Here is a 26,006-nt window from a genome sequence, read left to right as displayed (position 1 = left end):
TTTGCCTATATTAAAAGCTAAATCGATTATTTTAAAACCTACAGTAGAACGCATGCATTATTTTCTAGTTATATCCTTTTTCGCCTACTTTTTTATGCTACTTTGCATGGGGCTATACTTTCATAAAAAGCAAACATCCGCAGCAGATTTTATTATAGGCAATCGCTCACTCAACTTTTGGCTAACAGCTCTTTCTGCTCATGCCAGCGATATGAGTGCCTGGCTTTTTATGGCATTTCCAGCTGCCGTCTTCAGTAGTGGCTTACCTAAGATCTGGATTGCATGGGGATTAATTGGTGGAATGTTTGTTAATTGGCAATTTATCGCTACGCGTTTAAGAAAAGCTACCGAGAAATATAATGCTCATACTCTCTCTACCTTTTTCGAACGCCGTTTTAATGATACGTCAGGAACAATAAGATTCTTAACAGCTGCCATTGCTCTTTTTTTCCTCGCTTCCTATATAGCAGCTGGATTAATAGCCATGGGACTCTTATTTGAATCAGTCTTTGGCATTAACTACTATGTAGGCTTATCTGTTGCCATGCTTGTCGTCGTCATTTATACCTTGATAGGTGGATTTGTTACCGTGGCTTGGACGGATCTGTTTCAGTCTCTTTTTCTTATGGCCATGATTATCTTTGTTCCTGCTTATGCTTTCATGCACTTGCCAAATGGATGGCAATCTATTACAGAAGCGGCTAAAAACCAAAATGCCTCCTTATTTTTCTTTAAAGACCTCTCCACCTCTTCCATCCTCGAAGCTATATTTATGGCAACCTGGGGATTAGGTTATTTTGGGCAACCTCATATTGTGACTAAGTTTATGGGGATTAAAAATGTAGAAGAGATGCATAAATCCAAATATGTAGGGATGTCTTGGCTGATTCTTACCTTGCTAGGAGCAACAGCCGTAGGACTTATAGGCCTACCTTTTTTTGATGGCCAACTCCGTGATCCTCAGCTAGTCTTTATTGATATGGTCCCCCTCCTCTTTCATCCTCTTGTCACCGGCTTTATCTTATGTGCTATCCTCGCAGCCAATATGTCCACCATGGATTCGCAACTTCTAGTTTGTGCGTCCATCATCAGTGAGGATTTTTACAAAGGTATTTTTAGAAAAGAAGCCTCTGCCCAAAAACTACTTTTAATTTCACGCCTAGGTTTAGTCTTTACCGCCTTGTCCTCATTAATTTTAGCCTATAACAAAAGTACAACCGTTTTAGAAGCGGTACGATATGCTTGGGCGGGCTTAGGATGCTCATTTGGTCCTTTAATGCTCATGTCTCTTTATTCTCAATCGATCAATAAATATGGGGCTATAGCAGGCATACTTACTGGAGGAATAATTGCAGGCACCTGGGAGGCTTATAGCAAGCAGCTATTAGGACATAACGTTCCTGCCGAAATTCCTGCCTTTGCCGTCAGCTTAATCAGCATCTATCTGGTATCTAAGTGGACAGGAAAAATTACGGTTGAATGTGACAGCAAAGGGTCGTAAGCAGAAAGGTTTGGCAAATTATTTACTGATTTAATAGTTATGACAAGCAGGACTTATTTAACAATGATTGGCTCTTCAGGTGAATAGTTAATTTGGCAATACTTGCAGTACCTAGCTGCTGGCTGCTACATAAGCCATGCTCCTCTTCAATTAAGCGGCTAAAGTTGAAGCCTTCGATGCTCTCCTATTCATTTCCTTTTGTATTTACCCGTATAAAAGTTTGGTGGAGCTTTAGCCTTGTAATAAACATTCTTCTTATGATTAATTCGCTAGCTTTTCATCTCTTAAGACGGCCCCATACTTTCCTACTTTAGATTTCCGTATTTTTATTAGAGGTGTCTAAATTGCAATCATCTAGTGTCTCAGTAGAAGAACTTTCACTAGAAAGCTTAAGGTTAATGGCACGAGCTTTATCAGTACATTCAGCTGCTTTCTGCTGATTGCCTTGTGCTTGGTAAATTAATCCCAGGTTATTGTAACAATTTGCTACGTCGGGATGATTTTCATTGAATAATCTAAGGGCAATTGCCAGTGATTTCTCGACATACTCAGCCGCTAATCCTAAATTACCTTGTTTTTGGTAGATTTTCCCTAGATTATTATAATATATTGCCATCCAGGGATGAATTTCACCGAAAAATTTGCAGTTAATAGTGTAAGTTTTGCTAATGTGCTTAAATGCTTCTTCTAGATTATCTTGAGCAAGGTAAATTATTCCCAAGTTGTTATAATCTCTTGCCACAGAGGGATGATTTTCACCAAAAACCTCAAGATCAATCGCTAGAGCTTTTTTGCTACACTCTAACGCCTGTTCTAACTGTCTCTGTTCTTCATAACTTTGTGACAAATTGTTATAATCTAGGGCTATGCTAGCATGATTTTCCCCAAAAAGTTTATGCTCAATTGTGAGTGCTTTTTTAAAGTAGCCAATGGCCTTCTCTATGCTTCCTTGTTTTTGATAGATTACTCCTAAATTGGTGTAACAGTCTGCTACACTAGCATGATTATCACCAAAAAGCTTAAGATTGATGTCGAGCGCTTTGTTGATTTGCTCAGCAGCCTTGCCTAAATTTCCCTGTCCTTGATAGACTCCTGCTAAATTATTATGATTTCTTGCTATAGTAGGATGACTTTCACCAAAAACCTTAAGGTCAATTGCAAACGCCTTCTGGACAGACTCCGCAGCCTTGTCTAAATTTCCCTGTTCTTGATAAATTGCTCCTAAATTATTCCAACCGGTTGCAATTCTAGGATGGTATTTACCAAATAATTTATGGTTAATATCCAGCGCTTTGATAATATGCTTAGCGGCTTCCTCCAATTTTCCTTGATCTTGGTAAATTTGCCCAAGATTGTTGTAATCCCTTGCTACAGTAGGATGATTTCCACCAAAAAGCTTAGTATTAATGGTAAGGGCTTTTTTAACATATTCAGCCGCCTGACCTAACTTTCCTTGCTCTTGATAAATTGTTCCCAAATTATTGTAAGTTCTTGCTACATGGGGATGATTTTTACCCCAAAATTGAAGGTCAGCCTTAAGCGCTTTCTCGCCAATTGCAGCCGCCTTGCCTAGTTTTCCGTGAGCTTGATAAATTGTTGCTAAGTTATTATAGTAAGTAGCTATGATAGAGTAATCTTCCAAAAAAAGCTTAAGTTTAATAAAGTCAGCTTTCCTGCTAGGTTTGGCTGCATTTCCTAGCTTTGCTAGTTCTCGATAAAGTGCTGCAAAATTCTTATTACAAGCTTTCCCTAGGGAATAATTTTTGCAAAGAAACTGGGAACGGATTTTAAGCGCTTGTTCTATTTTTTTAGCTGCTTTATCTAATTTTCCCTGACCTTTATAAATATATCCAAGGACAACTAATATGTCAGCGTCTTCTGGATTTTTTTCTTGTGCTAATTTGTAAAACTTTTTTGCCTTTTTCTGCTGGAAAATCCTTAAGGCTATATCTCCTTGAGTTTTTGTAGAAATATTCTTCACATCCAATGATTTAAGGGCATTTTCATTTCCTGCTAAAAATTCCTTAACAGCCTGATAGAAAGGAATAAAAATATGATAAATTTTTTTTATCTTTTTTAAAGCTGCCAAATCTAAAGTAAACTGCTTTTCAACAAGCTTTGGATCCTCAAATCCAAAGGGCTTAAGCAGAGGATTCATCATTTCCCTTTGAGCTTTGTAATGAGAATAAGTTTTAAGGCGCATGAATAAAGCTATGCTCATCCATTCACTTAACTTTTCAGCTGCATTATCTGTTAAAACACCTTTATCTTTTAATTGAGTGATCCTAGTAAACGTATCGGAAGCGGCTACTTCTTTAAGAAGAGCTAAACGGTCCAAAGCCAGGTGAGGAAAACGATAGAAATCATTTTTAACTTTAAAAAGCAGTCCTTGCTTGTCTGGATCCTGCAGGCTTGGATTGAAAGTTATCCTATCTTCTCGAACTAAATGATATTTGGCTAAATATTGGCGGAGAGTAAGGCCTACTTGATAGGGAATTTCAAGCGCTCGTTGAGCATGGTGTCTATATTGCTTAGTTAGCTCCTCATCACCTAACAAATGAGTAAAGGTTAAAAGCTCCATAGGAAGATGAGGTTCTTCCTGATGCCACCATCTTCCTTTTTCATCTTTGCCAATATATTGAGCCATCTTTTCAGGGGTTTGGATAAGCTCAAAAGTATGGCGATTGCCAAAGGGAGTTTTACATCCTTTTCCTTCTACTCCTTCGCCATCAAAGGCAAGGCCACGTAGTGTTACGTCATCAAAAAAATTTATGGCTTTCAAGCAGGGAATATTTAAAGCAGGAAGAAGGGTTTCTCCTATATTGATCACTTTCAAATGAATTAGAGCCGTAAGGCGCTTAAAGTACTTTTTATTATCTTTACTATCTTCCTGGATAAGAATGCCAAATTCTAGATCGGAATAGGGAGTCATTTCCTCTCTAGCTAGGGAACCAAAGCCTATCATCGCATATTCACAGGGTGCCGGGCCTAAAACATCAATCGCCTGATTTACTAGAGTCTTAAAGTAATCTTTCATACCCAATGCAATTTCCTTGTAAAGCATTCTTACTTCCTCAGATGAAGGATCTGAGCCGAGAGCTTGAATTTTCTCTTTTATTCCCTCCCTAAGTTTTTTTAGCACTTCACGATTATCTCCAAATTGCTTTTTGGCTATAGAAATATTTGCAGGTTTTCCTTTGCAAAGCTTAGTGAGCAGATTTTCGGCTTTTAATAGCTTTCTTTTAATAATTTTTTGTTCGCCTACAGTAGAATCATGCAAGGCATAATTGTAAAGTCCTACCGCTTGAAGAAGAATCTTAGGTATTTCTTTGCTCGAATAGACGTCGCCTAGCTTTTCTATAAATAACCTTTCTTGGTTAACTTTTTTCTTTAGTGCAGCAATTTGTAAAGATAGTTTATAGGCGTCTTTTACCTCCTTTATCTCTTCCTCTGATAAAATTTTATCGTTTTCTAAGCTTTCAATAACGGCTTCCAATTCACTTTTGGGTATTAGAGACGGTACTTCCTGATCATCAACTTGCGTCTCCTCCTGGAAGTTAATATTAAGCTTTTCTACATTAAACATTTGCCATAAACTGGTTTGTTCAGTTAGCTGCTTCCATTCTTTACAGACTAGGCTTGCTTGGTATAAGTCTTTGCATCCTAGTTTTTCGAAGATTTCTACATAGGGATGTGGCTTCACACAAAGCTGTTTTCTTTTTTCTATTTCCTTAGATTCAGTAAATACATAAGAGCTAATAGGTGAACTCTCCAAACTCATTTGATTATCCTTATTTTAGCTTTCATTGCACATCAGTGGATTTGTAACGCTGTGGGCGATTTTTTTATCTTTTTAGAGCCATCCTCTTAAAAGAAAGATAAAAAAATAATGTTTTACTTTTCATACTAAAAACCTTGCTTAAAAGCTACCTCGTTATTTTTTTAGGTCTCAAAGCAAGCAGGGACACGTGCCTCTTTTTCTATCTATTTTGTTAATTTTTCAATCTAAAGCTCAGGCTTTTAAGCTTGAAAGGGGCAACCCATTTTTCAAGCCTCAAAAAAGTGGCCATATCTTTCGTAACGAAGCTTGTATAAAAAGTGATACGCTTCCAAGCTACTTCTTATGTAATCCCGTACTTTATAAAATTCCTCTCATTGAGTAGAGAGGCAACTCTCAGTGGGCTAGGTATACGGACTTAGTTTTTTTAAAGCGTATGATATAATGGATACAGCATTTTTGGAAGATAATCAGAGAACGAGTTTTAATCTAATTAATAAAAAATAAGATTATACGCTTTTGAGCTACTTCTTATGCAATCGCGTACTTTATAAAACCCCTCTCGCTAAGCAGAGAGAAGACTTTCAGGGTGTGGGGTATGCAGACTTAATTTTTTGAAGCGTATTATATATTTTTTAAATAGGTTAAGTGTGCTCGAGATAAAGAAAAAAATCGAACGATTTCCATACAGAGCTTATTAAAATTCACGATAGGCCCTTCTCAAGCTAGAGAGCATGATGAGAACAAGCATATAAAAAATTTAAATTTTATGAAGGTGGGTTACCTGATCCTGTAGCGGATACAAAATAATATTGAGAATACGTTTTCAAGCAGCCGTTTATGCAATCATATGCCTAAAAAAATATCCCCTTAAGTAAAAGAGGTAGATAAAGAAGACTTAAATTACCTTGTTGAAATACAGGCGGAACTTTTTATAGCGTAACAGTATCTGTCAAAGGCCCCAAATTAAGTTATGCAAATTTCATCTTAGTACGGCTAAAACTTCTAGTAATTGCCAACCATTAAAATAACTTAGTATAGCATACTGTTCAACGAAAAATGACATTAAGCAATAGAACGGTTTGTTGTTTCTTTTTTATACAGCTTAACGTGTAAAATTAAATAAAAATCGGATAAGAAAGCGAAGCAATTTTTTGCATAAAAATGCCAAAAGGTTTCACTTTGAACATGGCCTTTTAACCTATATCTTAGCCAGATAGAGGAAGGGAAGAAATTTTAAACTGGAGAGAAAACATTTTAGGCCTTAAATGCATTCATTTATTAGATAAATGCCTGCCTTAACATTTTGAAATGTAGGGCTCTGGCTTGCCTAGAGCCCTATATAAATGCTTTATTCTTTGGTGATACGATCGAAATATTGGATAATATCGCCTACAGTTTTAAACTTTTCAGCTTCTTCTTGAGGGATTTCTCTTCCTAAACGCTCTTCAAAAGTCATATTGAGCTCTGTTAAATCCAGAGAATCTGCATTTAGATCTTCGACAAGCTTTTTAGAAGGAGTTACATCATCTCTATCTACACCCAGCTGTTCTACAATGATGTCGATGACTTCTTGTTCTGTTGATGACATACACATTCCTTTTAATTAATAGATTTCTTAAAAAAAAATAAGATATCATTTTTATCAATTACATTCAATGATGTAATTAGGATTACATCACCATTCCTCCGTCCACCACCAACACTTGCCCAGTCATATATTGGGCCATCGAGCTGGCTAAGAAAACAGCTGCATGGGCAATATCTTCAGGCGCGCCCATCCTTTCCATAGGAATGGAAGAGAGTATGGCCTGACGCTGCTGTTCTGTCATATCTTTCGTCATCTGCGTGTCAATAAAGCCAGGAGCTATGCAATTGATGCGAATATTACGGGAGGCAAATTCTTTAGCAAGAGCTTTTGTAAAACCTATGATAGCAGCTTTTGAAGCCGCATAATTAGCTTGCCCACTGTTACCAATCAGACCGATCACGGAGCTAATATTTATAATCACCCCCTGGCGGGCTTTAAGCATATGACGGGTAAGAGCCTTGCAAGTATTGTAGCAGGATTTTAAGTTAACTTCCATGACTGTATCCCAATCTTCTTCCGTCATTTTCAACATTAGCTGATCGCGCGTAATTCCAGCATTATTAACTAAAATATCCACTTTGCCATAATTTTGCTGTACCTGTTTTATAGCAGCCTCTACCTCTAGAGTTTTAGCTATATTGACTTGAAAAAAAGAGGCTTTTTCTGCTCCAATTTCCTGTACTACTTCTTGGCCTCTTTTCTCATTTGTTCCGAAGATTGCCACAGTTGCTCCTTGGCGAGCAAATTCACGAGCAATTGCTTTGCCAATGCCAGCAGTTCCTCCGGTAACGATAGCTACCTGATTGTTTAAAAGATGATGCATCTAAAGTTTTCCTATATTTTAGCGAGCTGATCAAGTTCCGTTAATTTTTCTACAGAAATGGTATTTATGTGGGGAAGAATACGTTTATTAAAACCTGCTAGTGTTTTTCCACACCCTATTTCAATGAAAAGCTCGACTCCCTCTTCCCCCAGGTGGCGAATGCTTTGCTCCCAGCGAACAGGAGAGGTCACCTGCCTAATTAAATGACTTTTAATATCGAGAATATTTTCTACCTTTTTACCAGGCACATTCATGATTAAACCTATCGGGCTATTTTGGATGGAAGCATAATGGATATGTTCAACAAGACGTTCTTCCGCTGTCTTCATAAGACCACTATGAAAAGCTCCATATACATTTAAAGGCAAGACACGTTTGGCACCTTTATCTTTAAGAGCTGATGCAGCGCTATCAATTCCTTTTCGAGTTCCCGAAATAACTATCTGGCCTGGACAATTAAAATTAGCAATCCATAAATCATGAGGCAAATTCACCTCTTGCACAGCTTCCTCTACTTCGTGAGCTGTAAGACCTAAAACAACTGCCATACCCCCTGGATGAGCCTCACAGGCTTCATTCATATAATGGCCTCTATATTGAATAATAGAGAGGCAAGAGGCAAAATCTAGTTTCTGAGAAGCTGTTAATGCTGAATATTCACCTAAGCTTAAGCCGGCACACACATCTGGCTGTATGTTAGGATATAAATCTTTAATAATCCTTAGAAGCGCCATAGAGACAACATAAATGCCCACCTGGCTATTTTTTGTTTCAAGCAGTTCTTCCTCAGGGCCTTCTAATATTATTTTAGATAAATGGCGATGTAACACCTCATCGGCCTCTTGAAAAGTTTGCCTAGCTAGGGAGAAATTTTCATAAATATCTTTTGCCATCCCAAGATATTGAACTCCTTGGCCAGGAAATAAAAAAGCAATTTTTTTAAAATGCGACATATCTTTGTGTCCTTATAGCTTATCAGTCGAATGAAGAGGATAGATCATCTATTTGGGTTATAATGGCGGCTGCCCAAGTAAGCCCGGCTCCAAAACCTACCAATAGCAGCTTTTCACCTTGTAAAATTTGGTTTTCGCTCTTAAGCTCTTCCAAGGCTATGGCCACGCTAGATGCCGATGTATTTCCATATTTATGCAAGGTTTTATAAACGCGTTCACTCGGTAGATTAAAACTTTTAGCTAATGCTTCAATAATCCGTATATTAGCTTGATGGGGTACTAACCAATCAATCTCTTCTTCGGTTATACCGGCTTTAACTAAACATTCTTTTGCTGCAGCCCCCATTCTTCGTACGGCATGCTTGAAAACTTCCTTTCCTTCCATTTTCAAAAAATGCAACTCTTGGGTTACGGTTTCGATGCTTGAAGGCTGACGCGCGCCACCCGCCGGAATCATTAAAAGCTCGGCAACTTCTCCATCTGAACCTAAGCAAAATGCGTCGAGGGAAAATCCCTTTCCTTGATTAGAGATCACAGCGGCTGCCGCTCCATCGCCAAACAAAACGCATGTATTTCTATCTTTGTAATTGATAATAGTAGAAAGCTTTTCTGAAGCAATTAAAAGAATATTGCGATAGATGCCTGCTTCAATGTAAGCTTTAGCAATCGACAATCCATACAAAAAACCTGTGCAAGCGGCTTGTATATCTAAGGCCGCAGCAGAAGACGCCCCTAGCTTAGCCTGAATAATAGCGGCTGTACTTGGTGTGATGTAATCGGGTGTCATTGTTGCCACTAAAACCATGTCTATATCTGCAGCTGACACGCTACTTTCCTGCAATGCTTTTTGGGCCGCATAAAACCCCATTAAAGAAGGAGGCTCGTGAGTGCCGGCAATTCGACGTTCTTTTATTCCTGTACGCGAGACAATCCAATCATCGGTTGTTTCAACCATCTCTTCTAGATGTTGATTGGTTAAAATACGTTCAGGTAAAAAAGAGCCCATTCCTACGATACGCGCTTTAGGTTGAATTGGCATTTGTCTGCCCCCCTTATTTATTAAAAAGCAAAACTGTATCAAAAATGCTTATTAAAAAGAAGCGCTCCCTTTAGAGCCCCAAGCTATCTACATGGATAATATAGATAATTCAGTGAAAAGAGAGAGATAAAATTATAGGGGTATATATTTATGGGTTAAGCGTAGAAAAACTTAAAGTTAAGCAGACAAGGCAATTGAAAAAACTGCTTTTTTAAGGAAAAGACAAGGACTCGCTAAAAAACATAAATTTAAAAATAATAACTAAAAAAACAGCACCAGTAGCGATTACAAGAGGAAGTTTTTCTCCCACTCTTTAGGTTTTAAATAAAATAACCTTTTATGCTATGCTCTTTCTTAAAATTATGGCAAACCTATGCATTATCCTTCTCATTTATTAAAAGTTATAAACGTCTTGAAAAGGCTACCGGGAGTAGGTTCTAAAAGTGCCGAGCGTTACGCTTTCCATATGCTAGGATGGCCACAAGAATATTTAGATGAAATGGCTAGCACCCTAAAAGATATTCATGAAAAATTGCCGCAGTGTGAGGAATGTGGCTGCTTAAAAGGCGAATATGCTTGCCCTTTCTGTACAGAGCAACGCCAGCAATCTAAGGTTATTTGCATTATTTCGTGTGCAAGAGAAGCTTTTTCCATTGAAACAACAGGCGAATATAAAGGTCTTTATCACGTATTAGGAGGCTTATTGTCTCCTTTAGAAGGCATAGGTCCCGATAAACTGACTATTGCCGCATTAAAAACACGTATTGCTTTGCTAAAAATAGAAGAGATTGTCATCGCCTTAGATTCTACTCTCGAAGGAGATGCTACCTCTCTTTATTTAAAGCAAGAATTAGCTCCCTTGGGAGTTGCTATCTCTCGTTTAGCTTTTGGACTTCCTATGGGAAGCCCTCTCGATTATGTAGATGGAGGTACATTAGCACGAGCTTTCTCCGGAAGAAGCAAATTTTAATCTCAGTCCCCTCTCCTTTTCTTCTTCTTTACAATATTACAAAACTTACCCTATGATTACTCTTTTTTCGATTATCATCTATAATTTTCAGAGGAATCCGTGACAAATAAATTAATGCTTTTCCTTAATATAGGATTTTTGCTTCTAGTAAGCGGCTACTCATCAAATCTTTTCGGTCAATCTACCCAATATGAAAATCAAAAAATAGAAAAAATTGAAATTCTTCTTCAAGGGCCTTGCGACCATTTTGAAGAAGAGGCTCTCCTTAGCCGAATCAAAACACGGCAAGGAGATTTTTTTTCGCAAACACATTTTGATAACGATCTTAAAATTCTTTCTCAAGATTATGACCGTGTTGAACCCCTTGTTGAAAGCTTAGCTGATAAGCTATATATTACCTTAAAAATATGGCCCAAGCCTATCATTCGCTCTATCAACTGGCAGGGTAACGAACATATAAAAACTAAAAGGTTAAAGCAAGAGCTGAAAGTATCTTGCTTTTCTGTTTTTGACCGTAAAAGCTTTAATCAAGCTTTTCACAAGCTAAAAACTTACTATATTAAAAAAGGTTTTTTTGAAGCGGAGCTCACCTATGATGTACAGCTGGATGCCACTACTAACGAAGTAGATATCAACATCTCCATTAATGAAGGGCGCTCGGGCTATATCAAAGAAATTGTATTTGTTAATTTTACAGATCATGAACAAGAAGAGATAAGTGAACAGCTTGTGACTAAAAAATATAATATATTTTTAAGTTGGCTAAGCAATGAAGGAACTTATAATGAAGAGGCCATGCAGCATGATCAAGCCACCATTCTTAATTATCTTCATAATCAAGGATATGCTGATGCAGCTGTCGATCTTAAAGTTGTGGAAGCCACTCAAGAAAACCGCGTGGTCATTATAGTTACTGCAAACAAAGGATCTATCTATAGAGTAGGTAATATTACGATCGAGGGAAATCACCTATTTAGTACAGAAGAAATCTATCAGCAGTTAACTTTTTGTGAAGGAGGGATCTTTTCTCCTGAAAAAATTCGTCAAAGTATAGAAAATATTACAAATCTCTATGGGCGTAAAGGCTATATTGATGCCATCATTGATCATGAGCCTACTCTTTCTGAAAGCCAGGAACACATCTACAACCTCAAGCTTACTATTGAAGAAGGCGAGCAGTTTCGGGTAGGTTTAATTAAGGTATTTGGAAATTCTCAGACCCAAACAAAAGTTATTCTCCATGAAACCCTGATTATTCCTGGAGAAGTCTTTAATATTGAAAAACTGAAAAAAACTGAAGAACGTTTAGCCAACATTGGCTATTTTTCTCATGTAAACGTCTATGCTGTTAAATCAGAAGATTCTTATGGCTTAGGAGAAAATTATCGCGATGTCCACATTGAAGTCGAAGAAACCAGCACGGGACATTTTGGGGCATTCTTTGGGTTTAGCACCGCAGAAAGTATTTTTGGAGGCTTTAATATCACTGAAAAAAACTTTAACTATAAAGGCTTAGGTCGTTTCTTTCAAGATGGCTATAAAGCATTAAGAGGAGGAGGCGAATATGCCCATGCTACCGCTACAGTGGGCTCCAAAAGCCGCAGCTATGTTTTTTCTTGGACCAAGCCATTTTTTAATGATACTCAATGGATTGTAGGATTTGAGCTAGAAAATTCTGTCAATCGCTATATAGCCAAAGACTATGATATAAAAACTTATGGGGGAATGGTTAATGCTACTTATCAGTTAAATCAGTTTATGAAATTGGGGTGGCATTACCGCTTAAAACATACAGATATTCAAACCTCGCATGACTTGCTTTATGAAGAACAGTATAAATATTACGCCAAGCATGAGCATGGAGCTTCGTTAGTTGAAGAATCCCATAATGATGGAATGGTTTCAGCCACCGGATTAACATGGTCTTACGATTCTACTGATCACCCGGCCAAACCTACCCAAGGATTTAAATCACGATTAGAATTGGAGATAGCTGGATTGGGCGGTAACTATCGCTTCTTTGGCGCTGCCTACACCAATAGCTGGTTTCATAAATTAGACAGACGCAGTGTTTTAAAGCTACGCATGGATTTTCGCTTTCTTTATCCCTTCGGAGGGACGACTGCTAAAAAAATGCCCCTTGACGAGCGGCTATTTCTGGGCGGCGATAACATGATAAGAGGCTATCGTCCTTATAAACTGGGGCCACGTTTTATTGAAGGAGATCCACGAGGTGGGATGTCAATGGAGATTTATTCGATAGAGGCTTCTCGACGGTTCATGAAAAACCTCGAAGGTTTCATTTTCTGTGATGCCGGTCATCTTTCTTTTGCCACTTTTGATTTCGGGTTAAAAAAAGCACGCATTAGTACATCCGTTGGCTTGGGTATACGTTTCAAAATAGTCGAAAGCATTCCCCCTCTTACGATGGGTTATGGAATCCCTATCAATCCTAAAACACGCGGAGAGGTTAAAAGCTTCTTCATTAGCGTGGGCGGGCGTCTTTAAGATCTATCAAAACAAGGAGAAAATTTAATGAAAAAGTTATCTAAAAAAATCCTGCAAGCAGTTAGCGTAAGTTTTGCTTTAGTAGCCTTATGCCCTGCGGCAGCAGAAGCTTCCGTAGCTAAAGCTGATCAAGGAATTAAAATGCGTCTGGTGAACTTTAAGACTTGCGTAGAAAAATCCAAACTAGGCAAGCAAGAACAAGCTAGCTTTGAATCGCTCAAAAAGCAAATGGAGACAATGCTAGGCGAAAAAGAAAAAACATTGAATGAAATGGCCGATAAACTTAATGATCCTGACTATCTTGACAGCCTCTCCCCTGAAGCGGAAACAGAGCTTAAGCGTAAATTTAGAACTTTAAGCCAAGAAGCAAGCCAACAGCAGTCGCAATATTATCAAGCAATACAACAAGCTAATTATAAAATATTGGATAAGCTCGCTGATGTGATCACTCAAGCATCTGAAGCTGTTGCTAAAAAGCATGGTTACCATATGGTGATGAACGAAGAGGGAGCTTACTATTATGATAAGGAATTAGACATTTCCGATGATATTGTGAGTGTAATGGATGAGCTTTTTGATAAAGAAGCTAAAGAGCCAAAGGCATCCACAGGATCCAATCCATAAAGTCATAAGAGAAATCGATGAATTCCTTAAAAACCTTTAAGCTAGCCCATATAGCAGTGATGACACAATCAAAGCTGATAGGCAATCCCGATTATGAAATTGAAGGGGTTGCCGATCTAGAAAGAGCGAGTGCCAAAGAGGCCTCCTTTCTAGAAAATCCCCGCTATGAGCAAGCGATGCAAAAATCTCATGCAGGCGTGATATTTGTTAATTCGCATATGCCTTTGGCGGGTGATCGTAACTTTTTGATTAATGAAAACCCTTCTTTAGCATTTCAACAATTAATTGATGCTTTTTTTAAAGAGAAGGGAGAGCTTACGGGTTTTGCAGGAATTCATCCAACAGCTGTGATTCACGAAACGTGCCAAATTGGCGCTAATGTAAAAATTGGTCCCCATGCTGTTATAGATAAAGAAGCTAAAATAGATGACAATACCTTTATTGGTGCAGGAGTGTACGTAGGTCCTTATGTTACTATAGGAAAGGATTGCCTTATCCATCCTAAGGCTGTAATCCGTGAACGCTGCTCCCTAGGAGACAGAGTCATTCTACAACCAGGTGCTGTGATAGGAGCTTGTGGTTTCGGTTACATTACCAACAAAGCTGGTGAACACATTAAATTGCAACAATTAGGTAAAGTGGAAATAGAAGATGATGTTGAAATTGGAGCCAATACTACCATCGATCGATCTCGCTTTGAAACCACTCACATTAAAAGAGGCTCTAAAATAGATAACCTTGTGCAAATTGGCCATAACGTCACGATAGGGGCTCATAATATTATCGTTGCGCAGACAGGAATTGCCGGCTCCACTAAAACTGGCCGTCATGTCGTGATGGGAGGTCAAGTAGCGGTAGCGGGACATCTTAAAATTGCCGATGAAGTGATGCTAGCCGGACGTACTGGGGTGACCAAATCCTTGCCTACGTCTGGTAAATATGGAGGGCTGCCAGCCCAGCCTATCGAGATTCATAATCGTAATAGCGTTTTTCTCAACCATATAGAAAAATATATAAAAATAATTAAAGCTCTACAAGAAGAGATAAAAATTCTTAAAGATAAATCTCCTCATTAAAATTCCCATGAGAATCATTTGCTTAGGCAAAATTTAATTCCTATTCAATAAAAAGCGTGAGGGAAATCTCATGTTTGGTTTCTAGTTAATGCGAGTGATTTAGCATTTGTTCACTTACTTCTTTTATTTGCAAACAGTAGGATATGATAAACGCTATTTTATTTAACTACTTTAAGTATTAAATAAACCTTTTACCAAGTAACACACACACCCCGTGGAAGAGCCAAATTATTGTAGCGATAGACGGGTATTTAACTTAAATAATTATTCTTTAAATAAATGCTTGAAAATCTAGAAGTCTTAAACTACTCCCCTTTTTTCCTTTTTTTCTGGGGAGAAGGCGGAAGATGTTCCACTGCCGCTGAAATGTTGCTACTATCTTCTTGGCTTTTAGTACTTCTGGCTTTTCTTTTTTTAGATTCTTCTGTTACCAACTTTTCAGTGGGATTGTTTGCTCTCTCTTCCTTTTCTAGATTTCTTGGAGATTCCGCAGGTTGATAACTGTCGCTTTTAGCGGGGAAAAAATCGAAAACTTTCATTCCAATCAATAGTTGTCCCCCATTAGGAGAAAAGGATGCCGGCTCGTCTCCCCCGTATCCTAAGTGTTTTCCCAGAGTGCGCAAGTATTCGCCTGTTTGAGCATCCCACAGTTGAACATCATGGGGGTCAGAAATAACCAACCATTGGCTGTTTGAAGAAAAAAATGCTTGTCTGAAATCTCCAGTCTCTTCCAAATTTTTTAGACATTTCCCTGTTTGTGCATCCCAAAGGGAGATGGAGTCGATGAAGCGAATAACTACCTTTTCACTATTTGAAGAAAAGGATATTTTTTTAACCCAATCTTTTATTTTCCGTTGGTCTAAAGTCTGTAGACATTCTCCGGTGTTGGCATCCCAAAGGCGAATAAGATCTTTGGTACTGGCAATTATCCGCTGGTTGTCGGGAGAAAAGAGGGTTATTTCTGCGTATTCCCCCCTTAGCTCTTCATCCAAAGCTTTTAGCTTTTTTCCAGCTTTAGCATCCCAAAGACAAAGAAACTGCCTATTGTCAACAATTAGGCGCCGGCTATCTGAAGAAAAAGATATGAAGGGGATATCCCCGCTTTCATCCAAAGTGCAGACCCATTCTCTAGTTTTAATATCCCAAAGGCGAATGAATTCATAGTCGTCGATAACTATTTGCTGGCTATCTGGTGAAAAAGTTACTGAGTCTGGCACATTGATTTCTTCCCAAATATGTAAGCACTCCCCAGTGTTAGCATTCCAAAGGCTAACGGATTTAGAACTATCGATAGCCAGCCACTGGCTATCCGGAGAAAAAGATATTGTTGTGAACAGACTTTCTTTTCCCGGTTTTTCCAAAGTGTGTAGGTATTTCCCAGTTTTAGCATCCCAAAGGCTAACGGATTTAGAACTATTGATAGCCAGCCACTGGCTATCCGGAGAAAAATATATTTGTGAACTCCAACCGTTTGTTTCCCGTCTTTCTAAAGCCTGCAAACATTCTCCCGTTTTAGCATCCCAAAGGCGAATGAAACTACCCCTTGTAACTAGCCGTTCCTTATTTGGAGAAAAGAATACTTCTATATCCGATAGGTCTTCTTCTAAGGCTTTTAGACATTCTCCTGTGTTGGCATCCCAAAGACTAGTGGACTTAGATCTATTGATAATTAGCAACTGGCTACCTGAAAAAAGAAATAGATCTCTGCTCCAAGTAATTCCCTCCCAAACCTGTCGGCATTTTCCTGTATTAGCATCCCAAAGGCTAACAATGTCACAACGAGAGTTAATTATGTCATTATTAAAAATAATTACATGCTTACCATTAGAAGAAAACGCTGCTTGCGCGTTCTCTTTATGTCCTTTTTCCAATGCCAGAGGGAGTAAATCAATAATTTGCGCACGATTAGTTTTTATATTGTGTTGAGCCGCAATTAGATCTTTGGGAGAGATTTTCATCGTGTCGGATGTAGCAGATAAAGTAGGATAAGTTTTCCCAAGCAAACATTTCCAAAGTGCAGTGTCTGCGCCTAATTCATACCAGCTCTTGCATACCTGCTGGCTAAAGCCGAGTTCTTTAACAGGCAAAAAGGAAAAAATTTTTAACAACATTTCAGAAGGGAGTTTACCTATAGTGGATTCTTTTTCTGGCGAGAAAGCCCTGCTAGCTTTTTGGAAATAGAGCTTTTTCCATAAGTTACTTGCTTGAATTAGCTGCTTCCATTCTTGACAAGCTCCCTCTGCTCGACATAGATCGGAGGCTCCCAATTTTGAGAAAATCTTGGCTGCAATCTCCGCATAAACATTAGTTTCTTCTTTAAACCACGAAAGAGTCTTAAATACAGGAAATAAAACAGAGGGATTTGGACGCAATGGGTTCATTTGTTTAGCTTCTCTTTATCTAAATTTTAATTTCGCTACCTTTTTATAGGCAGGGATTTTTAAATTTCTTTGCAAATGATCGATGCGCTTGTCTTCAAAGTACTCAGAATACATGTAAAGCGTCCGACTTACAAATCCCAATCCATTTAAGATCATGCATTTAACAGCTTGCCTATAGGTTAGATGCTTATTCTTTGCCTGGTCACCTACTGCTTGGTCAATAAGGTCAGCTAATCCTATTTCCTCATACATTCCAGCCACAAATCCTAAATGATCGACGTTTTGTGTATCTATTTGCATAACTTTTAGTCGCTTAGTTTAAACCTTTAAAGAAAACATATTACTTGATTAGCCTTCAAATTTCCTAATTATTTTTTTGCTAAGGCATGTAAGATTTAACTACTTTAAGTATTAAATAAACCTTTTACCACGTAACACACACACCCCGTGGAAGAGCCAAATTATTGTAGCGATAGACGGGTATTTAACTTAAATAATTATTCTTTAAATAAATGCTTGAAAATCTAGAAGTCTTAAACTACTCCCCTTTTTTCCTTTTTTTCTGGGGAGAAGGCGGAAGATGTTCCACTGCCGCTGAAATGTTGCTACTATCTTCTTGGCTTTTAGTACTTCTGGCTTTTCTTTTTTTAGATTCTTCTGTTACCAATTTTTCAGTTGGATTGTTTGCTCTCTCTTCATTTTCTAGATTTCTTGGAGGTTCCGTGGGTTGATAACTATCGCTTTTAGCGGGGAAAAAATCAAAAACTTTCATTCCAATTAATAATTGTCCCTCATTAGGAGAAAAGGATGCCGGCTTGTGTCCCCCGTATCCGAAGTGTTTTCCCAAAGTGTGCAGGTATTCACCTGTTTGAGCATCCCACAGTTGAACATCACATGGGTCAGAAATCACCAACCATTGGCTATTTGAAGAAAAAAATGCTTGTTTGAAATCTCCAGGCTCTTCCAAATTTTTTAGACATTTCCCTGTTTGTGCATCCCAAAGGTGGATGGAGTCGATAAGGTGAATAACTATCTTTTCACTATTTGAAGAAAAAGATATTTCTGTATCCCAATCTTTTTTTGCCGGTTTTTCTAAAGTCCGTAGACATTCTCCTGTGCTAGCATCCCAAAGACGAATGAAATCTAAGGTATCGGCAATTATACGTTGGTTGTCGGGAGAAAAGAGGGTTATTTCTGCCCATTCCTCTAGCTCTTCATCCAAAGTTTTTAGCTTTTTTCCAGCTTTAGCATCCCAAAGGCAAAGAGACTGCCCATTATCAGCAATTAGGCGCTGACTGTCTGAAGAAAAAGATATGATGGAGGCATCCGCGCTTTCATCCAAAGTGCAGACCCATTCTCTAGTTTTAATATCCCAAAGGCGAATGAATTCATAGTCGTCAATAACTATTTGCTGGCTATCTGGTGAAAAAGTTACCGAGCTTCCCCCGCTGTATTCTTCCCAAATATGTAGACATTCCCCGGCTTTAGCATTCCAGAGGCTAATAGATTCATTACTATTGATAACTAGCGACTCGCTATCTGGAGAAAAAGATATTTTTGTGAACAGACTTTCTTTTTTCGGTTTTTCCAAAGTGTGTAGGCATTTCCCAGTTTTAGCATCCCAAAGGCTAACGGATTTAGAGCTATCGATAGCCAGCCACTGGCTATCTGGAGAAAAAGGTGTTTGTGAACTCCAATCTTTTGTTTCCCGTCTTTCTAAAGTCTGCAGACATTCTCCCGTTTTAGCATCCCAAAGGCGAATGAAGCTACCCCTGGTAACTAGCCGTTCTTTATTTGGAGAAAAGAATACTTCTGTACCCAATGAGTCTTCTTCTAAGACTTTTAGACATTCTCCTGTGTTGGCATCCCAAAGACTAGTAGACTTAGATCTATTAATAATTAGCCACTGGCTACCTGAAGAAAGAAATAGATCTCTGCTCCAAGTAATTCCCTCCCAAACCTGTAGACATTTTCCTGTATTAGCATCCCAAAGGCTAACAATGTCACAACGAGAGTTAATTATGTCATTATTAAAAATAATTACATGCTTACCATTCTGAGAAAACGCTGCTTGCGCGTTCTCTTTATGTCCTTTTTCCAATGCCAAAGGAAGTAAATCAATAATTTGCGCACGATTAGTTTTTATATTGTATTGAGCCGCTAGTATATCTTTGGGAGAGACTTTCATCGTGTCGGATGTAGCAGATAAAGTAGGATAAGTTTTCCCAAGTAAACATTTCCAAAGTGAAGTGTCTGCACCTAATTCACACCAGCTCTTGCATACCTGCTGGCTAAAGCCGAGTTCTTTAACAGGCAAAAAGGAAAAAATTTTTAACAACATTTCAGAAGGGAGTGTACCTATAGGGGATTCTTTTTCTGGCGAGAAAGCCCTGCTAGCTTTTTGGAAATAAAGTTTTTTCCATAAGTTACTTGCCTGAATCAGTTGCCTCCATTCTTGGCAAACCCCCTCTGCTTGACATAGATCGGAGGCTCTCAATTTAGAGAAAATCTTGGCTGCAATCTCCGCATAGATATTTGTTTCTTCATTAAACCAAGAAAGAGTCTTAAATACAGGAAATAAAACAGAGGGATTTGGACGCAAAGGGTTCATTTATTTAACTTCTCTTTATCTAAATTTTTATTTCGCTACTTTTTTATAGGCAGGGATTTTTAAATTTCTTTACAAATGGTCGATGAGCTTGTCTTCAAAGTACTCAGAATACATGTAAAGCGTCCGGCTTACAAATCCCAATCTATTTAAGATCATACATTTAACAGCTTGCCCATAGGTTAGATGCTTATTCTTCGCCTGGCTACCTACTGCTTGGTCTATAAGGTCAACTAATCCTATTTCCTCACACATTCCAGCCACTAATCCTAAATGATCGATGTTTTGTGTATCTATTTGCATAGCTTTTAGTCGCTTAGTTTGAACCTTTAAAGAAAACATATTACTTGATTAGTCTTCAAATTTCCTAATTATTTTTTTGCTGAGGCATGTAAGATTTAACTACTTTAAGTATTAGATAAACCTTTTACCACGTAAACCCCCGAAGAGCCAAATTATTGTAGCACTAGATGGGAAATTTGCTTAAATATTGCTCTTTAAAATAAATGCTTAAAAATATAGAAACCTTAACCTACTCCCCTTTTTCCCTTTTTTTCTGGGGAGAAGGTCGAAGATGCTCCCCTGCCTCTGAAACGGTGCTACTATCTTCTTGGCTTTTAGTACTTCTGGCTTTTCTTTTTTTAGATTCTTCTGTTACCAATTTTTCAGTTGGATTGTTTGCTCTCTCTTCATTTTCTAGATTTCTTGGAGATTCCGTGGGTTGATAACTATCGCTTTTAGCGGGGAAATAATCGAAAACTTTCATTCCAATCAATAATTGTCCCCCATTAGGAGAAAAGGATGCCGGCTCGTATCCCCCGTATCCGAAGTGTTTTCCCAAAGGGCGCAAGTATTCACCTGTTTGAGCATCCCACAATTGAACTTCACGTGGGTCAGAAATAACTAACCATTGACTGTTTGGAGAAAAAAATGCTTGTTTGAAATTTCCAGGCTCTTCCAAATTTTTTAGGCATTTCCCTGTTTGTGCATCCCAAAGGTGGATGGAGTCGATGAGGTAAATAACTACCTTTTCACTATTTGAAGAAAAAGATATTTTTGCAAGCCACTCTTTTTTTTCCAGTTTTTCTAAAGTCTGTAGACATTCTCCTGTGTTGGCATCCCAAAGGCGAATGAGATCCATCGTATCGGCAATTATCCGCTGGTTGTCGGGAGAAAAGAGGATTATCCGTGTGTGTGCCGCTAGCTTATCATCTAAAGTTTTTAGCTTTTCCCCCGCTTTAACATCCCAAAGGCAAAGAGACTGCCCATTATCAGCAATTAGGCGCTGACCATCTGAAGAGAAAGATATGATGGAGGCATCCCCGCATTCATCAAAAGTGCAGACCCATTCTCTAGTTTTAAGATCCCAAAGGCGAATGAATTCATAGTCGTCGATAACTATTTGCTGGCTATCTGGTGAAAAAGTTACTGAGCTTACCTCACTGATTTCATCCCAAATATGTAAGCACGCCCCAGTGTTAGCACTCCAAAGGCTAATGGATTCATTACTAGTGATAACTAGCAACGCGCTATCTGGAGAAAAAGATATTTTTGTGAACAGACTTTCTTTTTTCGGTTTTTCCAAAGTGTGTAGGCATTTCCCAGTTTTAGCATCCCAAAGGCTAACGGATTTAGAGCTATCGATAGCCAGCCACTGGCTATCTGGAGAAAAAGGTGTTTGTGAACTCCAATCTTTTGTTTCCCGTCTTTCTAAAGTCTGCAGACATTCTCCCGTTTTAGCATCCCAAAGGCGAATGAAGCTACCCCTGGTAACTAGCCGTTCTTTATTTGGAGAAAAGAATACTTCTGTACCCAATGAGTCTTCTTCTAAGACTTTTAGACATTCTCCTGTGTTGGCATCCCAAAGACTAGTAGACTTAGATCTATTAATAATTAGCCACTGGCTACCTGAAGAAAGAAATAGATCTCTGCTCCAAGTAATTCCCTCCCAAACCTGTAGACATTTTCCTGTATTAGCATCCCAAAGGCTAACAATTTCACAACGAGAGTTAATTATGTCATTATTAAAAATAATTACATGCTTACCATTCTGAGAAAACGCTGCTTGCGCGTTCTCTTTATGTCCTTTTTCCAATGCCAAAGGAAGTAAATCAATAATTTGCGCACGATTAGTTTTTATATTGTATTGAGCCGCTAGTATATCTTTGGGAGAGACTTTCATCGTGTCGGATGTAGCAGATAAAGTAGGATAAGTTTTCCCAAGTAAACATTTCCAAAGTGAAGTGTCTGCACCTAATTCACACCAGCTCTTGCATACCTGCTGGCTAAAGCCGAGTTCTTTAACAGGCAAAAAGGAAAAAATTTTTAACAACATTTCAGAAGGGAGTGTACCTACAGTGAATTCTTTTTCTGGCGAGGAAGCTTTGCTAGCTTTTTGGAAATAAAGCTTTTTCCATAAGTTACTTGCCTGAATCAGTTGCTTCCATTCTTGGCAAACTCCCTCTGCTTGACATAGATCGGAGGCTCCCAATTTTGAGAAAATCTTGGCTGCAATCTCCGCATAAATATTTGTTTCTTCTTTAAAACAAGAAAGAGTCTTAAATACAGGAAATAAAACAGGAGGATTTGAATGCAAAGGGTTCATTTATTTAACTTCTCTTCATCTAAATTTTTATTTCACTACCTTTTTATAGGCAGGGATTTTTAAATTTCTTTACAAATGGTCAATGAGCTTGTCTTCAAAGTACTCAGAATACCTGTAAAGCGTCCGGCTTACAAATCCCAATCTATTTAAGATCATACATTTAACAGCTTGCCCATAGGTTAGATGCTTATTCTTCGCCTGGCTACCTACTGCTTGGTCTATAAGGTCAACTAATCCTATTTCCTCACACATTCCAGCCACTAATCCTAAATGATCGATGTTTTGTGTATCTATTTGCATAGCTTTTAGTCGCTTAGTTTGAACCTTTAAAGAAAACATATTACTTGATTAGTCTTCAAATTTCCTAATTATTTTTTTGCTGAGGCATGTAAGATTTAACTACTTTAAGTATTAGATAAACCTTTTACCACGTAAACCCCCGAAGAGCCAAATTATTGTAGCACTAGATGGGAAATTTGCTTAAATATTACCCTTTAAAATAAATGCTTAAAAATATAGAAACCTTAACCTACTCCCCTTTTTCCCTTTTTTTCTGGTGAGGAGGTGGAAGATGTTCCACGGCCGCTGAAACGGTGCTACTATCTTCTTGGCTTTTAGCACTTCTGGCTTTCCTTTTTTTAGATTCTTTTGCTACCAATTTTTCAGTTGGATTGTTTGCTCTCTCTTCATTTTCTAGATTTCTTGGAGATTCCGCGGGTTGAAAACTACCGCTTTTAGCGGGGAAATAATCGAAAACTTTCATTCCAATCAATAATTGTCCCCCATTAGGAGAAAAGGATGCCGGCTCGTATCCCCCGTATCCGAAGTGTTTTCCCAAAGGGCGCAAGTATTCACCTGTTTGAGCATCCCACAATTGAACTTCACGTGGGTCAGAAATAACCAACCATTGGCTGTTTGGAGAAAAAAATGCTTGTTTGAAATTTCCAGGCTCTTCCAAATTTTTTAGGCATTTCCCTGTTTGTGCATCCCAAAGGTGGATGGAGTCGATGAGGTAAATAACTACCTTTTCACTATTTGAAGAAAAAGATATTTTTGCAAGCCACTCTTTTTTTTCCAGTTTTTCTAAAGTCTGTAGACATTCTCCTGTGTTGGCATCCCAAAGGCGAATGAGATCCATCGTATCGGCAATTATCCGCTGGTTGTCGGGAGAAAAGAGGATTATCCGTGTGTGTGCCGCTAGCTTATCATCTAAAGTTTTTAGCTTTTCCCCCGCTTTAACATCCCAAAGGCAAAGAGACTGCCTATTCTCAATAATTAGACGCTGACCATCTGAAGAGAAAGATATGATGGAGGCATCCCCGCATTCATCAAAAGTGCAGACCCATTCTCTAGTTTTAAGATCCCAAAGGCGAATGAATTCATAGTCGTCGATAACTATTTGCTGGCTATCTGGTGAAAAAGTTACTGAGCTTACCTCACTGATTTCATCCCAAATATGTAAGCACGCCCCAGTGTTAGCACTCCAAAGGCTAATGGATTCATTACTAGTGATAACTAGCAACGCGCTATCTGGAGAAAAAGATATTCTTGTGAACAGGCTTTTTTTATCCAGTTTTTCCAAAGTGTGTAGGCATTGCCCAGTTTTAGCATCCCAAAGGCTAACGGATTTAGAGCTATCGATAAACAGCCACTTGCCATCCGGAGAAAAAGGTGTTTGTGAACTCCGATGTTCTATTCCCCGTCTTTCTAAAGCCTGTAGACATTCTCCCGTTTTAGCATCCCAAAGGCAAATGGAGCTACCCCAGGTAACTAGCCATTCCTTATTTGGAGAAAAGAATACTTCTGTGCCCAATGGGTCTTCTTCTATGGCTTTTAGACATTCTCCTGTGTTGGCATTCCAAAGACTAATGGACTTAGATCTATTGATAATTAGCCACTGGCTACCTGAAGAAATAAATAGATCTTTGCTCCAAGTAATTCCCTCCCAAACCTGTAGACATTTTCCCGTATTAGCATCCCAAAGGCTAACAATGTCACGAGCAATGTCCCAAGGAAGGGTAGGTAGGTCATTATTAAAAATAATTACATGCTTACCATTAGAAGAAAACGCTGCTTGCGAGTTTTTATTATGTCCTTTTTCCAATGCCATAGGAAGTAAATCAATAATTTGCACACGATTAGCTTCTATATTGTATTGAGCCACAATTAGATCTTTGGGAGAGATTTTCATCGTCTCGGGTATAGCAGATAAAGTAGGATAAGTTTTCCCAAGTAAACATTTCCAAAGTGCAGTTTCTGCGCCTAATTCATACCAGCTCTTGCATACCTGCTGGCTAAAGACAAGTTCTTTAACAGGCAAAAAGGAAAAAATTTTTAACAATATTTCCGAAGGGAGTGTACCTATAGCGGATTCTTTTTCTGACGAGGAAACTTTGCTAGCTTCTTGGAAATAGAGCTTTTTCCATAAGTTACTTGCTTGAATCAGTTGCTTCCATTCTTGGCAAACTCCCTCTGCTCGACATAGATCGGAGGCTCCCAATTTTGAGAAAATCTTGACTGCAATCTCGGAATAAATATTTGTTTCTTCTCTAAACCAAGAAAGAGTCTTAAATACAGGAAATAAAACAGAGGGATTTGGATGCAAAGGGTTCATTTGTTTAACCTCTCTTTATCTAAATTTTCATTTCGCTACCTTTTTATATGTAAGGACTTTTAAATTTCTTTTTCTCTATATTCATCAACAATCATATTAGGGGGAGTTTGAAATAAATGCTATTAAAATAATATTTCAACATTCAAGCATGATGAATGGCATTTGAAAAATAAAATGGATAAGCTTTAAATCAATCAAAGGCTACAGTCTTATTTGAGAATTTTATCTTATGCCTATCAAGAGACGTTACCACAAAGCGATAAAAAACGGCTATTGAGTATAAGAGGATAAGCGCTAGCTCTTGTTATTTTTAATTCTACTTCCCAAGAACAAAAAAAGCCTTTTATTAAGAGCTAGGCTTTCAAGTTCCAATAGCTTAGCAAAACTTCCATTGCGCCGCCGTGCCTCTCACTCCTAGGGCTAAAGAAAAGGCAGCCGACCTTTACAGCGAGGCCGGCGTAGAAATAGCAGCCCACAACTACCAGTAAGCCACTGACTACACGCCGGTCAAAACGACCGGGACTCGGATAGACATTAAACTTTTCTTGACAGAGTGTGTAGGTAAAAGGGTTATTAGAAAATAGATGCTTCTTAAAGCGAATGGAGTGCATAAAAATAGAAATGGCAGCATCTAACGCAGGGGGAACTTCATACTCCATTCACGTTTTCAAGACGTATCCAGCAAGGATGGCTTGTTGGTTCATATAACTATTATTTTAGTTCCCCTCGACGATATCCTTTGCCATTAGCTCTCAATGAGATTAGGCGGTTAGATTGATGGCCCTAGGCATTGATACATTAACGCGAGTTATCGGATAAGAAAACAATCTAAGGCTGCTTCAAATCATGCCTTAAACTATTTCCTTATCCGATAACTCGCGTTAACTACTCTCTTAAAGTATCACCATGAGAAACTTTATTTTTAATGGAGCTTG

General features: G+C 38.4%; 17 protein-coding genes. 5 read left to right on the top strand and 12 right to left on the bottom strand.

The window, feature by feature from the left end; translation table 11 throughout:
• Window positions 1–106 precede the first annotated feature (106 nt).
• Window positions 107–1,501, top strand: coding sequence for a sodium/proline symporter (locus TY21_RS02740; RefSeq protein WP_232044391.1), 1,395 nt, complete (start codon window positions 107–109; stop codon window positions 1,499–1,501).
• A 310-nt stretch (window positions 1,502–1,811) separates the two neighbouring features.
• On the opposite strand, the gene TY21_RS02735 is transcribed toward TY21_RS02740, so the two are convergent.
• The 5 genes from TY21_RS02735 to TY21_RS02715 form a co-directional block, all read right to left on the bottom strand.
• Window positions 1,812–5,282 (bottom strand): tetratricopeptide repeat protein, encoded by a 3,471-nt coding sequence (locus TY21_RS02735; RefSeq protein WP_042241096.1) that lies wholly within the window; start codon window positions 5,280–5,282, stop codon window positions 1,812–1,814.
• A gap of 1,348 nt (window positions 5,283–6,630) precedes the next feature.
• Window positions 6,631–6,876 carry an acyl carrier protein gene (acpP, locus tag TY21_RS02730; protein WP_039385299.1) on the bottom strand — a complete coding sequence of 82 codons (246 nt, stop codon included), beginning with the start codon at window positions 6,874–6,876 and terminating at the stop codon, window positions 6,631–6,633.
• Window positions 6,877–6,952: 76 nt separating this feature from the next.
• Complete coding sequence (gene fabG / locus TY21_RS02725) at window positions 6,953–7,693, bottom strand: 3-oxoacyl-ACP reductase FabG (RefSeq protein ID WP_042241102.1); 741 nt, start codon at window positions 7,691–7,693, stop codon at window positions 6,953–6,955.
• A gap of 11 nt (window positions 7,694–7,704) precedes the next feature.
• On the bottom strand, window positions 7,705–8,646 hold the full coding sequence (gene fabD, locus TY21_RS02720; protein WP_042241105.1) for an ACP S-malonyltransferase: 942 nt from the start codon (window positions 8,644–8,646) through the stop codon (window positions 7,705–7,707).
• 22 nt (window positions 8,647–8,668) lie between these two features.
• Window positions 8,669–9,685, bottom strand: coding sequence for a beta-ketoacyl-ACP synthase III (locus tag TY21_RS02715; protein WP_042241109.1), 1,017 nt, complete (start codon window positions 9,683–9,685; stop codon window positions 8,669–8,671).
• 373 nt (window positions 9,686–10,058) lie between these two features.
• Between TY21_RS02715 and recR the strand changes: the two genes are divergently transcribed.
• The 4 genes from recR to lpxD all read left to right on the top strand — a co-directional run bounded on the left by recR (window position 10,059) and on the right by lpxD (window position 14,863).
• Window positions 10,059–10,655, top strand: a complete 597-nt coding sequence (gene recR / locus TY21_RS02710) for a recombination mediator RecR (protein WP_042241110.1) — start codon at window positions 10,059–10,061, stop codon at window positions 10,653–10,655.
• Window positions 10,656–10,754: 99 nt separating this feature from the next.
• A complete protein-coding gene (gene bamA, locus TY21_RS02705) occupies window positions 10,755–13,163 on the top strand; it encodes an outer membrane protein assembly factor BamA (protein ID WP_232044390.1) in 2,409 nt (802 codons plus the stop codon).
• Window positions 13,164–13,190: 27 nt separating this feature from the next.
• Window positions 13,191–13,787 carry an OmpH family outer membrane protein gene (locus TY21_RS02700; protein ID WP_042241116.1) on the top strand — a complete coding sequence of 199 codons (597 nt, stop codon included), beginning with the start codon at window positions 13,191–13,193 and terminating at the stop codon, window positions 13,785–13,787.
• 17 nt (window positions 13,788–13,804) lie between these two features.
• Complete coding sequence (gene lpxD / locus TY21_RS02695; protein ID WP_042241119.1) at window positions 13,805–14,863, top strand: UDP-3-O-(3-hydroxymyristoyl)glucosamine N-acyltransferase; 1,059 nt, start codon at window positions 13,805–13,807, stop codon at window positions 14,861–14,863.
• Window positions 14,864–15,168: 305 nt separating this feature from the next.
• Here lpxD and TY21_RS02690 read toward each other — a convergent pair whose 3' ends face one another.
• From TY21_RS02690 to TY21_RS02660, 7 genes are all read right to left on the bottom strand, one after another.
• The gene (locus tag TY21_RS02690) at window positions 15,169–17,244 is read right to left on the bottom strand and encodes an F-box-like domain-containing protein (RefSeq protein WP_042241122.1); all 2,076 of its coding nucleotides are present in this window, start codon (window positions 17,242–17,244) and stop codon (window positions 15,169–15,171) included.
• Between the two features lie 15 nt (window positions 17,245–17,259).
• Window positions 17,260–17,544 (bottom strand): DUF4277 domain-containing protein, encoded by a 285-nt coding sequence (locus tag TY21_RS02685; protein WP_130589499.1) that lies wholly within the window; start codon window positions 17,542–17,544, stop codon window positions 17,260–17,262.
• Window positions 17,545–17,782: 238 nt separating this feature from the next.
• Window positions 17,783–19,855, bottom strand: a complete 2,073-nt coding sequence (locus TY21_RS02680) for an F-box/WD40 repeat-containing protein (RefSeq protein WP_130589498.1) — start codon at window positions 19,853–19,855, stop codon at window positions 17,783–17,785.
• Between the two features lie 69 nt (window positions 19,856–19,924).
• Complete coding sequence (locus tag TY21_RS02675; protein ID WP_158623007.1) at window positions 19,925–20,155, bottom strand: DUF4277 domain-containing protein; 231 nt, start codon at window positions 20,153–20,155, stop codon at window positions 19,925–19,927.
• A gap of 229 nt (window positions 20,156–20,384) precedes the next feature.
• Window positions 20,385–22,457 (bottom strand): F-box-like domain-containing protein, encoded by a 2,073-nt coding sequence (locus TY21_RS02670; protein ID WP_130589496.1) that lies wholly within the window; start codon window positions 22,455–22,457, stop codon window positions 20,385–20,387.
• Between the two features lie 69 nt (window positions 22,458–22,526).
• The gene (locus TY21_RS02665; protein ID WP_042238868.1) at window positions 22,527–22,757 is read right to left on the bottom strand and encodes a DUF4277 domain-containing protein; all 231 of its coding nucleotides are present in this window, start codon (window positions 22,755–22,757) and stop codon (window positions 22,527–22,529) included.
• 229 nt (window positions 22,758–22,986) lie between these two features.
• A complete protein-coding gene (locus TY21_RS02660) occupies window positions 22,987–25,071 on the bottom strand; it encodes an F-box/WD40 repeat-containing protein (protein ID WP_130589495.1) in 2,085 nt (694 codons plus the stop codon).
• Window positions 25,072–26,006: the final 935 nt, after the last annotated feature.

It is taken from the genome of Neochlamydia sp. S13, from assembly GCF_000648235.2.
In the GTDB taxonomy this organism is placed as follows: Bacteria; Chlamydiota; Chlamydiia; order Chlamydiales; family Parachlamydiaceae; genus Neochlamydia.
The sequence above is the reverse complement of the archived record's forward strand: the minus strand, read 5'-3'. Positions and strand labels throughout refer to the sequence as shown.

Excerpts from the sequence above, each read along its gene's own strand:
- TY21_RS02740 (WP_232044391.1), top strand. The coding sequence starts at position 107 with ATGGGGCTATACTTTCATAAAAAGCAAACATCCGCAGCAGATTTTATT.
- TY21_RS02735 (WP_042241096.1), bottom strand. The coding sequence starts at position 5,282 with ATGAGTTTGGAGAGTTCACCTATTAGCTCTTATGTATTTACTGAATCT.
- acpP (WP_039385299.1), bottom strand. The coding sequence starts at position 6,876 with ATGTGTATGTCATCAACAGAACAAGAAGTCATCGACATCATTGTAGAA.
- fabG (WP_042241102.1), bottom strand. The coding sequence starts at position 7,693 with ATGCATCATCTTTTAAACAATCAGGTAGCTATCGTTACCGGAGGAACT.
- fabD (WP_042241105.1), bottom strand. The coding sequence starts at position 8,646 with ATGTCGCATTTTAAAAAAATTGCTTTTTTATTTCCTGGCCAAGGAGTT.
- TY21_RS02715 (WP_042241109.1), bottom strand. The coding sequence starts at position 9,685 with ATGCCAATTCAACCTAAAGCGCGTATCGTAGGAATGGGCTCTTTTTTA.
- recR (WP_042241110.1), top strand. The coding sequence starts at position 10,059 with ATGCATTATCCTTCTCATTTATTAAAAGTTATAAACGTCTTGAAAAGG.
- TY21_RS02700 (WP_042241116.1), top strand. The coding sequence starts at position 13,191 with ATGAAAAAGTTATCTAAAAAAATCCTGCAAGCAGTTAGCGTAAGTTTT.
- lpxD (WP_042241119.1), top strand. The coding sequence starts at position 13,805 with ATGAATTCCTTAAAAACCTTTAAGCTAGCCCATATAGCAGTGATGACA.
- TY21_RS02690 (WP_042241122.1), bottom strand. The coding sequence starts at position 17,244 with ATGAACCCATTGCGTCCAAATCCCTCTGTTTTATTTCCTGTATTTAAG.
- TY21_RS02685 (WP_130589499.1), bottom strand. The coding sequence starts at position 17,544 with ATGCAAATAGATACACAAAACGTCGATCATTTAGGATTTGTGGCTGGA.
- TY21_RS02680 (WP_130589498.1), bottom strand. The coding sequence starts at position 19,855 with ATGAACCCTTTGCGTCCAAATCCCTCTGTTTTATTTCCTGTATTTAAG.
- TY21_RS02675 (WP_158623007.1), bottom strand. The coding sequence starts at position 20,155 with ATGCAAATAGATACACAAAACATCGATCATTTAGGATTAGTGGCTGGA.
- TY21_RS02670 (WP_130589496.1), bottom strand. The coding sequence starts at position 22,457 with ATGAACCCTTTGCATTCAAATCCTCCTGTTTTATTTCCTGTATTTAAG.
- TY21_RS02665 (WP_042238868.1), bottom strand. The coding sequence starts at position 22,757 with ATGCAAATAGATACACAAAACATCGATCATTTAGGATTAGTGGCTGGA.
- TY21_RS02660 (WP_130589495.1), bottom strand. The coding sequence starts at position 25,071 with ATGAACCCTTTGCATCCAAATCCCTCTGTTTTATTTCCTGTATTTAAG.